Source organism: Mesorhizobium sp. M0862, from assembly GCF_040319795.1.
GTDB lineage: Bacteria > Pseudomonadota > Alphaproteobacteria > Rhizobiales > Rhizobiaceae > Mesorhizobium.
In genome coordinates this window covers 379,171-391,509 of record NZ_JAMYOJ010000001.1, presented here as the reverse complement: position 1 = coordinate 391,509, position 12,339 = coordinate 379,171, and the positions used below count along the sequence as shown (strand labels likewise).

General features: G+C 64.0%; 10 protein-coding genes and 1 pseudogene. 2 read left to right on the top strand and 9 right to left on the bottom strand.

The genetic code is table 11. The features are described from left to right. The first annotated feature begins 5 nt into the window (after positions 1–5). Positions 6–992: an ABC transporter permease gene (locus NKI15_RS01970; RefSeq protein WP_023684050.1), complete on the top strand. Its 987-nt coding sequence runs from the start codon at positions 6–8 to the stop codon at positions 990–992. 2 nt (positions 993–994) lie between these two features. On the opposite strand, the gene phnN is transcribed toward NKI15_RS01970, so the two are convergent. The 9 genes and pseudogenes from phnN to NKI15_RS01925 all read right to left on the bottom strand — a co-directional run bounded on the left by phnN (position 995) and on the right by NKI15_RS01925 (position 10,906). After that, positions 995–1,624 carry a phosphonate metabolism protein/1,5-bisphosphokinase (PRPP-forming) PhnN gene (phnN, locus tag NKI15_RS01965; protein WP_023684051.1) on the bottom strand — a complete coding sequence of 210 codons (630 nt, stop codon included), beginning with the start codon at positions 1,622–1,624 and terminating at the stop codon, positions 995–997. Continuing rightward, positions 1,621–2,768: pseudogene (locus NKI15_RS01960) on the bottom strand (alpha-D-ribose 1-methylphosphonate 5-triphosphate diphosphatase). The gene phnN and the pseudogene NKI15_RS01960 overlap by 4 nt, the downstream one beginning before the upstream one ends. A 34-nt stretch (positions 2,769–2,802) precedes the next feature. Then, on the bottom strand, positions 2,803–3,510 hold the full coding sequence (locus tag NKI15_RS01955; RefSeq protein ID WP_023694644.1) for a DUF1045 domain-containing protein: 708 nt from the start codon (positions 3,508–3,510) through the stop codon (positions 2,803–2,805). Positions 3,511–3,764: 254 nt separating this feature from the next. Next, a complete protein-coding gene (gene iolB, locus NKI15_RS01950; protein WP_023694643.1) occupies positions 3,765–4,577 on the bottom strand; it encodes a 5-deoxy-glucuronate isomerase in 813 nt (270 codons plus the stop codon). 191 nt (positions 4,578–4,768) lie between these two features. Further along, positions 4,769–5,017: a hypothetical protein gene (locus tag NKI15_RS01945; protein ID WP_023694642.1), complete on the bottom strand. Its 249-nt coding sequence runs from the start codon at positions 5,015–5,017 to the stop codon at positions 4,769–4,771. Positions 5,018–5,026: 9 nt separating this feature from the next. After that, on the bottom strand, positions 5,027–5,944 hold the full coding sequence (gene iolE / locus NKI15_RS01940) for a myo-inosose-2 dehydratase (protein WP_352514434.1): 918 nt from the start codon (positions 5,942–5,944) through the stop codon (positions 5,027–5,029). A 145-nt stretch (positions 5,945–6,089) separates the two neighbouring features. Then, positions 6,090–7,940 (bottom strand): 3D-(3,5/4)-trihydroxycyclohexane-1,2-dione acylhydrolase (decyclizing), encoded by a 1,851-nt coding sequence (gene iolD / locus NKI15_RS01935; protein ID WP_352514433.1) that lies wholly within the window; start codon positions 7,938–7,940, stop codon positions 6,090–6,092. Positions 7,941–7,973: 33 nt separating this feature from the next. Continuing rightward, positions 7,974–9,908, bottom strand: a complete 1,935-nt coding sequence (locus tag NKI15_RS01930; RefSeq protein WP_352514432.1) for a bifunctional 5-dehydro-2-deoxygluconokinase/5-dehydro-2-deoxyphosphogluconate aldolase — start codon at positions 9,906–9,908, stop codon at positions 7,974–7,976. A 152-nt stretch (positions 9,909–10,060) separates the two neighbouring features. Further along, a complete protein-coding gene (locus tag NKI15_RS01925) occupies positions 10,061–10,906 on the bottom strand; it encodes a MurR/RpiR family transcriptional regulator (RefSeq protein ID WP_023672343.1) in 846 nt (281 codons plus the stop codon). A gap of 317 nt (positions 10,907–11,223) precedes the next feature. Here NKI15_RS01925 and NKI15_RS01920 point away from each other — a divergent pair, with 317 nt between their 5' ends. Continuing rightward, positions 11,224–12,333: a Gfo/Idh/MocA family protein gene (locus NKI15_RS01920; protein WP_352514431.1), complete on the top strand. Its 1,110-nt coding sequence runs from the start codon at positions 11,224–11,226 to the stop codon at positions 12,331–12,333. The last annotated feature ends 6 nt before the right edge of the window (positions 12,334–12,339 follow it).

Here is a 12,339-nt window from a genome sequence, read left to right as displayed (position 1 = left end):
AGACGATGAGCAAAAAAGATCTCGGCCTGCTGATCCTGATCCTGGTGGTCGGCGCCGTGGTGACCGCCATCAACCCGCGCTTCCTTTTACCGATCAACCTCGCCAACACCTCGAACCTGATCGGCCTGTTTGGGATCCTCGCCATCGGCCAGGCCTTCGTCATCATCACCGGCGGCATCGAATTGTCGGTGGGATCGCTGGTGGCGCTGCTCGGCACGCTGTTCATCGATTTCATCGCCGTGCGCGACATGCCATGGCCGGTGGCGCTGCCGCTGATCCTGGTGCTGGGCGGCATCATCGGGCTGGCGCATGGCTGGCTGATCACAAGGCTGAAATTGCAGCCCTTCGTGGTGACGCTGTGCGGCCTTTTGATCTATCGCGGGGTCGCCCGTTTCTATACCGCCGACGGCACCGCCGGCTTCGCCTTCGGCCAGAATTTTCCCGAGCTCGAATTCCTCACTGCGGGCCGCAGCTATGGCGTGCCCAACAGTTTCATCGCACTGATCGTCATTTCGATCGTCATGTGGGTGGTGCTGCACCGCTCGGTGTTCGGACGCTACCTCTATGCCATCGGCAAGAACGAAGAGGCGGCTAAATATTCGGGCATCCGCACCGGCCGCGTCGTGATGGCCGCCTATGTCATCTGCGGCGTTCTGACGGCGCTGTCGGCGATCTATTTCGCGATGTACACGCGCTCGATCTCGCCGGCCAGCCACGGCCAGTTCTACGAACTCTACGCCATTGCCGCCGCCGTGCTCGGCGGCTTCTCGCTGCGCGGCGGCGAAGGCTCGCTGGTTGGCGTCATCCTGGGCACCGTGCTGCTGCAAGAGTTGCAGAACCTGGTCAATCTGCTCGGCATCCCGTCCTCGCTCAACTTCGCGGTGATGGGCGGCGTGATCCTGATCGGCGTGCTGGTCGACCAGCAATGGGGCGTGTTCCGCGCAAGGCGGCTGATGCTCGATGCCAGCCGGAAGACTGTCGCGGCGGAGTAGCGCTACATCACGCCGGATATATCCGAGAAGGCCATCGCCTTGCGCAGCACCTCGGCGAAGCGTTCTCCGGCGGCTTCGCGCCGGCCGCCATTGTCGATCGAGGTGACGCCGGAGCCGGACAAAGCGATATTGGCGCTGCGGGCGAGCCGAGCCAGCACTTCGCCGCGCGATTCGCGGCCGCGCTGGGCGAGACGCTCGGCGAGGATTTCCGGCGAGGCGGTGATCTCGACGACAGCCAGATTGGCATAGCGCTCCCGCAGCACCGGGATGACTGCGCGCGAGACATTGGCGACCGCGACATGGCCATTGGCGATGGACCAGTCGACATCGGCCGGAATGCCGTAGCGCAGCCCGTGCGCCTCCCAGGAAATGGCGAAGGCGCCGTCGGCCTCGGCTTCGACAAAGGCCGCGTCGGCCAGCGTGTCGTGATCCTCGCTTGCGGCGTCGCTCGGCCTGGTGATGACCCGGCGGACGAACTCCAGCCTCGTCTCGTCGGCAAACAAGGTGCGGGCATAACCGATTACCGTATCCTTGCCGGCGCCACTCGGGCCGACGACGGCGACGAAGACGCCGTTGCGGACCGGAAAGGCCTCGCTGCTGAGTTCGCGCTCGATCGACGCCGAGACCATCAGGCGACCCGCCGCCCTTGGCGCCAGACGGTGCGCACGACCGGCACATGATCGTCGAGGCGCACCCGCACGAGGTCGGCGCGGCGGCCCTGTTCGATGACGCCGCGGTCGTTTAGGCCGATCGCCTCGGCCGGATTCTTCGACACCATCGCGACCGCCTGCGGCAAGGAGATGCCCTCGACGACGTCGCCGAGGAAGAAGGCCGACTGGATCAGGCTGAAAGGGATATAGTCGGACGACAATATGTCGAGCAGGCCGTCGCCGGCCAGCGTGCGGGCCGAGACATTGCCCGAATGCGAGGAGCCGCGCATGACGTTGGGCGCGCCCATCAGCACGCCGAGCCCGGCATCCTTCGAGGCCTTGGCGGCTTCCAGCGTGGTCGGGAATTCCGCGACGCGCACGCCCTGCTCGATCGCCTCGTCGACATGGCCTGATGTGGCGTCGTCATGGCTCGCCAGCCCCGCTCGTTGCAGGCGGCTGATATCGCCACCCGGTTCGGTCCCGAATTCTTCGCTGATTCCGACATCCGCTTTTCGCAGAACAATTGGAAGTCGCGATCGGTCAACTTCAGCTTGCGCTGATAGTAATAGGCGTAGGTCTCGAGATTGACGAACTGGCGCTGTCCCGGCGCATGGTCCATCAGCGACGCCAGTTTGACCCGCTCGTCGCCATCGAAATTGGCGAAAGCCCGCAAACAATCCGGCGCCGAGACCTCGCAGCGCAGATGCAGGAAATGGTCCGCCCGCAACCGGTCCTTCGCGACGCTGTCCTCGATCGCGTCGGCCAACTTGCGGATGTCGTCGGAGGTAAGGTCGGCGTCCTCGTCCATGCCGACACGCAAAGCGTCGAGCACGGTGGTGATGCCGGCGGTGGCCACCTGCGCGTCATGGGCAAGGACGGCGGCGATCGGGTTCCAGCGCACTTTCGGGCGCGGCGCATAGTGGCCTTCGAGATGGTCAGTGTGCAGCTCGACCAGGCCGGGAATGATGTAGTCGCCGCCCATGTCCTCGCCGCCCATGCTCCCGCCGGTGTGGCCGGTGCCGGCGTCGACGCCGGAGATAAAACCGTCGCGCAGCACGAGCGACCCTTCGACGATCTCGTCGGCAAGCACGATGCGGGCGTTGTGGAGAACAGTTTCGGCGGTCATTCAGGCAGTCCTTGCTTACTCGGACGAATTGCGGTCAGGCGGTTTTTCGGGCAGCGCGGCGGCCGAGCGCATGATGCGAAAGCACCATGAACGGAGCGCCCGGTTCGGTTTCGACGAACAGCGTCAGCGCATCCACCAGCACCGGCTGCTGCAGCACATCGGCGAACAGGCTGTCAATTGCCGCGCGCAGACGTTGGCTTTCCTGCGGCCCGGCCCGGCCGGACAGTGTCATGTGGAAGCGAAAGGTCTCAAACACATAGGGATAGCCCCACTGGCAGAGATTGCGGAACTCGGCCGGCTTCAGCGAATCCAGGCTGCGCCGCTCGATCTCGGCCTCGGTGAGCGGCGCGCGAAAACGGTCGAAGCTAAGCACGACATAATCGGCGAAACGGTTGAGCGGCGGCAGCGGGCCTTCCGGCACCAAAGCGAAGAAACCATCGATCTGGCTGACGACCAGGCGCGGGATGGTGACCGTCGGCGTTGCTTCGGCAAAGGCGTCCAGCGCCGCGCGCAACGAGCTTTCGGTTTCGTTGGCGGCCAACCGGAAGGGCGCTTTCAGCGTCGCATGAAAACCGTAGCGCCGCGCCGATGCGGTGTGAAAGGCGACTTCGGCCGCCGACAGCTCGCCCACCGCCTCGACCGGCCTGGTGGCGGCGCCAAAGGGGTCGCGGCCCAGCCAGTTGGCGGCGATCCGCGCCAACGGCTCGTCCTGCCTTGGGGTGAAATAGATGGCGTAGCGCATCGAAAATCCTCCTTAAAGCGCGCCGAAACCGAACCGATGGCGCGACGCGCTTTAAGTCTTTAATTTGCTGCATGTCGTCATCCCAAAAAAGCTGCGCACTTTTGGGCGACATGCACTGGCCCGCTGCCATAGGTGATTTCCATGACGGATTGACGAAGCTTATGCGGGTTTTCGAAGGCAAATCGACCCCATGGATCGTTAGCCGACGATTTTTTCCTGCTTGACCAACAGCTTCCGCCGCAAGTGAAGGCCGATCAGGCCTTCATCAGCCATTCGTGCTCGGGCGCGTTGTGGAACTTCCACGTCCGCTTCGGCCCGGCCATGACGTTGAGGTAATAGAGGTCGTAGCCGTGGCAGGCGGCGCAGGGGTGATAGCCCTTGGGCACCAGCACAACATCGCCGTCCTCGATCGCCATGGCTTCGTCCAGCTCGCGGGCGCCGGTCTTGTCGGCGTCGGTGTAGACGCGCTGGAAGGCAAAACCCTGTGGCGGGTTGAGGCGGTGGTAGTAGGTTTCCTCAAGATAGGATTCGGCGGGCAGATTGTCCTGGTCGTGCTTGTGCGGCGGGTAGCTCGATGTGTGGCCGCCGGGCGTGATGACCTCGACCACCAGCAGCGAGTCGGCCGGCTTACCCTCGGGCAATATGTTGGTGACGTAGCGCGTGTTGGTGCCTTTGCCCCGAGTCTCCTGGCCGAGGTCGTGGGGTGCGATGACGCGAACGGGCAAGCCGCCGCCCAGGCCCGGCGCCGAGCAGACCGCGAGCTCGAGATCGGTGTCGGCGGTGACCGACCAATCCGACCCCTCAGGAATATAGACCGACCACGGCTTGCCCTCGAAGGGCGACATGCGCTCGCCGAGCAGGCCAAGTTCCCGGCCGCCGGCCTTGGCCGTGCCCTTGCCGGTGACGAACACCAGGCAGACTTCGCGACCGCCCGTCTTACCCGAGGCGTTTTCGCCGGGCTTCAAACGGTGCAGGTCGAAGCCGACATAGGTCCAGCCGGCGCTGTTGGGCGTGACATGCGCGACGCGGCCATGGCCCTTGTCGGCTTTGACGAGCAGTTTCGACATGTTTTGTCTCTCCTATCGCATGTCTTCGAGGTCGGCCTCTCAACTTCGTCATCCTAGGGCGAAGCAGGAGCGAAGCTCCGTCGCGAAGACCCTAGGATGACGAAGCGAGGGACATTCCGGCCAATCACCGACGTAGGCGATACGCCAGGTGTCGAGTGTCCGACCCGCAAGCCCTTCCGAGCCACGGCCGTTCATTCCTTCGGTTCGGCGTCCGCCTTCGCTTCGCCGGTCTTCGGTCGATCAGGCGTAGCCTTGCTCTCCTCCACCGGCTTGTAAAGATAGAAGAACTGCCAGACGGCGTAGGCGGCAAAGCCGAGCGCAATGATGCCCCAGAATGGGGTGCCGGAGGCGAATTCTATTCCGGCCCAGATCACGCAGACGGCGACGACGGCAACGCGCCGCCACAGCGGCCGGAAGAACGGGTGCTCGTAATCCTTCATCGGATCGCCTCAGGCATTGGGAAAGCCTTGCGTTTCCACCGTGTAGCCGGCCGCCGTCATCACGCGCATCAATTCCTTGTGGCCGACCTGCGCCATCTTCAGCGGCGGGTTCTTTTTCGGGTCCTGCTCGGCCTCGACGACGAACCAGCCTTCATAGCCATGGTCGGCGAAGCGCTGCACGATGGCGCCGAAATCGAGCGAACCGTCGCCAGGCACCGTGAAGGCACCGAGCGCCACGGCGTCGAGAAAGGACTGCTTCGTGCGGTCGAGCCCGTCGATCACGCCCATGCGCACATCCTTCACATGGACATGGCTGATGCGCTTGTGGTGGTTGTCGATGGCGCGCAGCACATCGCCACCGGCAAAGGCGAGATGCCCTGCATCGAGCAGCAACGGAATGCCTTCGCCGGAATGGCGCATGAAGGCATCGAGCTCCGGCTCGGTCTCGACCACCGCCGCCATGTGATGGTGATAGGACAGCGGCATGCCTTGCTCTGCGCACCATTCGCCGAACTCGGTGAGGCGCCTGGCATAGGCCTTCATTTCGTCGTTCGACAATTTCGGCTTGGTGGCGAGAGGCTTGGAGCGATCACCCTGGATCGAGCGGCCGACCTCGCCATAGACGATGCAAGGCGCATTCACCGCCTTGAACAGGTCGATCATCGGCTGGATGCGATCCCTGTTCTTGCCCATATCCTCATCGACCAGCGTGCCGGAGAACCAGCCGCCGCACAGCGTCACGTCGGCCTTTTTCAGGATCGGCAGCATGATTTCGGGGTCGTTTGGGAAACGCCGGCCCATTTCCATGCCGGTGAAGCCGGCAGAGCGCGACTGGCGCAGGCACTCTTCCAGCGAGACGTCGTCGCTGAGTTCGGCAAGATCATCGTTCCACCACGCAATGGGGGACATGCCCAGTTTGGCTTTCAAGTTTTAGCTCCGGTTTCTTGTTCACCCTCCCCCTTGTGGGGAGGGTCGCTGCGAAGCAGCGGGGTGGGGTGCGGCGCGAGCCCCCCACCCGGACCTTCGGTCCGACCTCCCCACAAGGGGGAGGTAGGGGGCGGGTGCATGTACATCAATCGCCGACTGTCTGCATCTGCCGCTTTTCGTCATAGGCCTTGCGGGCTGCGTTGACCTGCGGCCGTGCGGAGACTTCCGGCACCGCGACATCCCACCAATGGCCGCCGGCATCGGTGGAAATCAGCGGGTCGGTGTCGATGACCAGCACGGTGGTGCGGTCGTTGGTTTTCGACTTTTGCAGCGCAGTCTCCAGGCCGGTGATCGACGGCACTTTCTCGGCAATAGCGCCCATGCTGGCCGCATGCGCGGCGAAGTCGATGTCGGGCAGGATCTCGTGGCGCGCGTCCTTCAGGAGGTTGTTGAAGTTGGCGCCGCCGGTGGCCATCTGCAGCCGGTTGATGCAGCCATAACCCCTGTTGTCGAGCACCACGATGGTCAGCTTCAGGCCAAGCATCACCGACGTGGCGATTTCGGAATTCATCATGAGGTAGGAGCCGTCCCCGACCATGACGACGACCTCCTGGTCGGGCTTGGCCATCTTGGCGCCGAGCCCGCCGGCAATCTCGTAGCCCATGGTCGAGAAGCCATATTCGCCATGGTACGAGCCGGGCGCGCCTGCCTGCCACAGCTTGTGCAACTCGCCCGGCAGGCCGCCCGACGCGTTCAGCAAGGTCACGCCGGATCCCAGCGCGCGCTGCACGGCGCCGATCACCTGCGCATCCGAGGGGAAGGCGGCGTTGGTCGACGCCGTCACCTTGGAGACTTCGGCCTGCCAGGCCTTCTTGCCCCCGGTCGCATTGTCGGTCCATGTCGCCGGTGCTTTCCAGCCCCCCAGCGCCGCACCAAGTTCGACAAGCCCTTCGGCCGCGTCGGCGACCAGCGGCAGCGCACGATGCTTGCCGGCATCGAAAGGCTGCACGTTGAGTCCGATGATGGTCTTGCCGGAATTCTTGAACAGCGCCCATGAGCCGGTGGTGAAATCCTGCAGGCGGGTGCCGATGGCGAGCACGACATCGGCTTCTTCCGCCAGCCGGTTGGCCGCGGACGTGCCGGTGACGCCGACCGCCGCCATGTTGAGCGGATGTGTGTCGGGCAGCGAGGACTTGCCGCCTTGCGTCTCGCAGACCGGAATGCCGGCGCTCTCGGCGAATTTCGCCAGTTCGTCCGAAGCCTGCGCATACAGCACGCCGCCGCCGGCGATGATCAGCGGTTTTTTCGCACCCTTCAGCGCGGTGACCGCCGCCGCCAATTCATGGCGGTCCGGGCGCGGACGGCGCTGGTGCCAGACACGTTCGGCGAAAAAGCTCTCGGGATAGTCATAGGCCTCCGCCTGCACGTCCTGGCAGAGCGACAGCGTCACCGGGCCGCATTCCGCCGGATCGGTCAGCACCTGCATGGTCCGCGCCAATGCCGGGATGATCTGCTCGGGACGGGTGATGCGGTCGAAATAGCGCGACACCGGACGGAAGCAGTCATTGACCGTCGCGGTGCCGTCGGAAAAGTCCTCGGCCTGCTGCAGCACCGGGTCGGGAATGCGGTTGGCAAAGACATCGCCCGGCAAAAACAGGACGGGCAACCTGTTTACATGGGCGAGGGCTGCCGCCGTCACCATGTTGAGCGCACCGGGGCCGATCGAAGAGGTCGCGGCCATGAAGCGGCGGCGGAAATTGGCCTTGCCATAGGCGATCGCCGCATGCGCCATCGCCTGCTCATTGTGGGCGCGGAAGGTCGGCAATTCGTCGCGGAGCTGGTAGAGCGCCTCGCCGATGCCGGCGACATTGCCATGGCCGAAGATCGCCCAGACGCCGCCGAAGATGGGCACTCGTCTGCCGTCGATCTCGGTCATCTGCTTGCTCAGAAAGCGGGTCAGCGCCTGCGCCATCGTCAGGCGGATTGTCTTGCTCATGGTGTTTTCCTCCGCAGTCCTCTTGCCGCGCCTTTATGCTGCTTTACGGCCACGCGCGGCAAGCCACGCTTCGGTCAACTGTTCGAAGCGCGCGGCCATGTCGGCGATAGCCTCGTCATCCGTCATCTTGCCCGCCAGCCATCGTTCGGCGGCGTGGACGAAGATGGTGCGGCCGACGGCAAAGCCCTTGACGATCGGTGCCTTGGCGGTGGCGGCAAAGGCCGCTTCCAGTTCGTCCTGCGGCGCTTCGAGACCCAGCAGCACGACGCCACGACACCAGGGATCGTGCTTCAGGATCACCGCTTCGATCTTGGCCCAGGCGCCGGCCGACGCCTGCGGTTCGAGCTTCCACCAGTCCGGCTTGATGCCAAGCGCATAGAGTTCTTCCAGGGCGCGCGGGATGGTCGTTTCGTCGAGCTTGCCGTGCTTGCCGGCGATGATCTCGACCAGAAGCTCCCGGCCGACCTTCCGCGCGGCTTCGAACAGCGAGCGCAGCTTCTGCTGCTGCTCATCCTTGAGCGCTGCCGGATCGTCGGGGTGATAGAAGCACAGGCATTTGATGCAGTGGTCGACCGGCCATTCCACCAGTTGCGAGCCGATGTCCTGCGAGAACTCGAAGCGCAGCGGCCGCGAGCCCGGCAGTTCGACGGGACGGCCGAGCCAGGCAAAGGGGTGGCGGGCGAATTCGAACATCGCTTCGCGGCCATGCTTCTCGTCGATCAGCATGCCATAGCCGTCGCGGCCGGCGGCGACTTTCGCCGCAGCCTTGACCGCCAGCACCTTGAAATCGCGGATGCGCGCCGGATCGGCGCCGGTCTTTGCCGCGACGTCCTCGAGCTGCACACGGTGGTCGCAGGCGAGCGCCATCATCGAGGGGATATCGCGGCGGCGGGTCGTCGCCCAATGGATGTGGTTGATCGCCTCGTCCTTGCGCAGAGCGAGGTGCTTGCTGCCGTTCCTGAGGAAGAACTGCAATTCCTCGAAGGTCGGATATTCCGGCGCGCAGAGCAGCCGCGACACGGCGAAAGCGCCGCAGGCATTGGCCCAGGTCGCCGCCGTTGCCAGGTTTTCGCCACCGAGCCAGCCGCGCAGAAAACCGGACATGAAGGCATCGCCCGCGCCGAGCACATTATAGATCTCGATCGGAAAGCCCTTGCCGACGATACCGTCTTCCAGATCGTCGCTGACCGGCCCGTCATAGACGATGCAGCCCATGGCGCCGCGCTTCAGTACGATGGTTGCCTTGGACAGCGCGCGGATCGTCTTCAGCGCGCTCAGGCAATCGTCGGCGCCCGAGGCGATCATGATCTCTTCCTCGGTGCCGACGATGAGGTCGCAATCGGGCAGCACCGTCTTCAGCTGGGCCGAGACGCGGTCGGATTTGACATAGCGCTCAAAACCTTCGGCATGGCCGGCGAGGCCCCAGAGGTTGGGGCGGTAGTCGATGTCGAACACCACCTTGCCGCCCCTGGCCTTGATGATGCGGATCGCCTTGCGCTGGGCGGCGTCGCTGTTGGGCCGGGAAAAATGCGTGCCGGTGACGACGATGGAACGGGCCGAGGCGATGAAGGCTTCATCGATGTCTTCTTCGGCGAGCGCCATGTCGGCGCAGTCGCTGCGATAAAAGATCATTGGCGAGACGCCTTCGCTCTCGACCGAAAGCAGCACCAGGGCCGTCAGCCGTTCCTGGTCGGTCTTGAGCCCATCGACATTGACGCCTTCGCGCCTGAGCTGCTCGCGGATGAAGCGGCCCATCTGCTCGTCGCCGACGCGGGTGAGCAGCGCCGAGCGCAGGCCTAGTCTCGCCGTGCCAACCGAGATGTTGGCCGGGCAGCCGCCGACCGATTTGGCGAAGGAGCCGATGTCCTCCAGCCGCGAGCCGATCTGCTGGCCGTAAAGGTCGACGGAAGCGCGACCGATGGTGATGACATCGAGCGTCGCCTGTTTGGCGTCCATGGCTTCGCTCATTGGAACCTCCCGTCGGTCTTGTTGTCTTGAGCAACGTAGTTGGGGGACACGCGCGAGCGGCAGCGTGGCGCCGGGAATATGAAATAATAATTCCAATCCATAGTCAATATGGAATGAGCATTCCTCCGCGAATTCGAGCGCCGGGCGCCGGCCTAGGCCTTACGCTTCTTTCCGGTGCTGCGCCGCTTCTCGCCGACGCCGACGGTGAGCGCCATGGCCAGCGCCATGGTGGCCGACAGCGAGCGGAAGCCGGCGAAATCGGCCTCGGCGACCTCGAACCAGACCTTGGCGAACTGGGCGAGTGGCGAAAACGAACTGTCGGTGATGGCGACGATCGGCACGCCCTGTTCGGAAATGGTGCGGGCCTCCTCGATGGTGGCCGGTGCGTAGGGCGAGAAGCTGATGGCGATGACGGCGTCCGCCGGGGTGGCGAAGGCGACCATTTCGGCATTGAGGCCGGCGGCGGATTCGATCAGCTGGTTGCGGATCTTCAGTTTGCCCAGCGCATAGGCGATGTAGCTCGCCACCGGATAGGAGCGGCGCTTGGCCAGGACATAGATGGTCTCGGCCTTGGCCAGCAGCGCAATTGCGTCTTCCAGATGGGCCTCGTCCAGCGAGCGTGAGATGTCGTTGAGCGAAGTGCTGGCGGCGGCGACGAAGCCGTCGAAGATGGCGCGGTGTCCAGCACCCGCATCGGCCTTGGCGCGCAGCGCCTGCAGGCGTTCGTCATAAGAGGAATTGCGCTCGCGCAGCCGCTCGCGAAACACCTGCTGCAGGCTGGTGAAGCCGTCGAAGCCTAGTTGCTGGGCAAAGCGGATCAAGGTGGACGGCTGCACGCCCGCCGAAGCGGCGATGCTGGCGGCGGTGCCGAAGGCGATGTCATCGGGATTGTCGAGCGCATAGGCGGCGATCTGGGCGATGCGCTTGGGCAAGGTTTCACGGCGATCGAGGATCGTGGCGCGCAGCGTCTCGAAGTCGCGAGGTACCCGTTCGTCCATCGTCGCCCCGTCCAAGCTCACTTAAAGCGCGTCGCGGTGAAACGGATTCGTGCGATGCGCTTTAAGTCTTTGTTTTGATGCATGCCGTTGTCCCAGAACCGCGGCACACTTCTGGGCGACATGCATTAGAGCATGATGCCGAAAAGTGTGCAGCGGTTTTCGGACGACATCATGCTCTCTTTAACTCAAGTGACGTCCTCTCTGCCCCATCATAGCGAGCCTGCGCAAGAAGGCCATAAAAAATGAGGCAGACATTCCATTCGGAGAAGAAATGGACTAATTCATCCATCGATCGCTTCAGGTATTGGGAGAAAGAAATGGTCGGCGTTGGTCTTATCGGCACGGGTTTCATGGGCAAATGCCACGCCATTGCGTGGAGCGCCGTCGGGGCCGTCTTTCCCTATGTCGCCAAGCCGAAGCTGGTCCATCTCGGCGAGGTCAACGAGGAGCTGGCCAAGCGCAAGGCCGGCGAGTTCGGCTTCGCCAAGGCGTCCGGCGACTGGCGCGCGGTCGTCAACGACCCCGAGGTCGACATCGTCTCCTTGACCACGCCCAACCAGTTCCATCCGGAAATGGCCATCGCCATTCTCGAAGCCGGCAAGCATCTGTGGTGCGAGAAGCCGATGGCGCCGAGCTTTGCCGAAGCAGCGGCGATGGCGGCCGCGGCGAAGAAGTCCGGCAAGGTCGCAGCGCTTGGCTACAACTACATACAGAGCCCGGCCATCCGCCACATCGGCGCGCTGCTCGAGGAAAAGATCATCGGCGAGGTCAACCATCTGCGCATCGAGATGGACGAGGACTTCATGGCCGACCCCGAAGCGCTGTTCTTCTGGAAGCATGAGGCCGCATCCGGCTATGGCGCGCTCGACGATTTCGCCGTGCATCCGCTGTCGCTGGTCTCGACACTGTTCGGCCGCGTCGCAAAAGTCATCTGCGACATGGCCAAGCCCTATGCCGACCGCAAGCTGGCCGGCGGCGGCCGCCGTGCGGTGGAGACCTACGACATCGCCAGCGTTTTGATGCATCTGGAAAACGGCATTGCCGGCACGCTGCTGGTCAACCGCTCGGCCTGGGGCCGCAAGGGCCGCATCGCCATACAGATTTTCGGCTCCAAGGGATCGATCCTGTTCGACCAGGAGCGGATGAACGAAATCCAGCTCTACGTCACCGCCGATCGCCCGACCGAACAGGGCTACCGCACCATATTGGTGGCGCCGCACCACAAGCCTTACGACGCCTTCCTCCCGGCGCCGGGCCATGGGCTCGGTTTCAACGACCTCAAGATCATCGAGTGCCACGAATTGCTGACGCGGCTTGCCGGCAAGCCGGCACGGGTCATCGAATTTGCCGAAGGGCTGGAGATCGAGCGCACCGTGCACGCGATGGCGAGGTCGTTCGAGGAAAAGCGCTGGGTGGATGTGCGGTAAACCCGC

Bases quoted from the DNA above. Each gene is read 5' to 3' on its own strand.
- NKI15_RS01920 (WP_352514431.1), top strand. From the start codon at position 11,224: ATGGTCGGCGTTGGTCTTATCGGCACGGGTTTCATGGGCAAATGCCAC.
- NKI15_RS01925 (WP_023672343.1), bottom strand. From the start codon at position 10,906: ATGGACGAACGGGTACCTCGCGACTTCGAGACGCTGCGCGCCACGATC.
- NKI15_RS01955 (WP_023694644.1), bottom strand. From the start codon at position 3,510: ATGCGCTACGCCATCTATTTCACCCCAAGGCAGGACGAGCCGTTGGCG.
- NKI15_RS01930 (WP_352514432.1), bottom strand. From the start codon at position 9,908: ATGAGCGAAGCCATGGACGCCAAACAGGCGACGCTCGATGTCATCACC.
- NKI15_RS01945 (WP_023694642.1), bottom strand. From the start codon at position 5,017: ATGAAGGATTACGAGCACCCGTTCTTCCGGCCGCTGTGGCGGCGCGTT.
- iolD (WP_352514433.1), bottom strand. From the start codon at position 7,940: ATGAGCAAGACAATCCGCCTGACGATGGCGCAGGCGCTGACCCGCTTT.
- iolB (WP_023694643.1), bottom strand. From the start codon at position 4,577: ATGTCGAAACTGCTCGTCAAAGCCGACAAGGGCCATGGCCGCGTCGCG.
- NKI15_RS01970 (WP_023684050.1), top strand. From the start codon at position 6: ATGAGCAAAAAAGATCTCGGCCTGCTGATCCTGATCCTGGTGGTCGGC.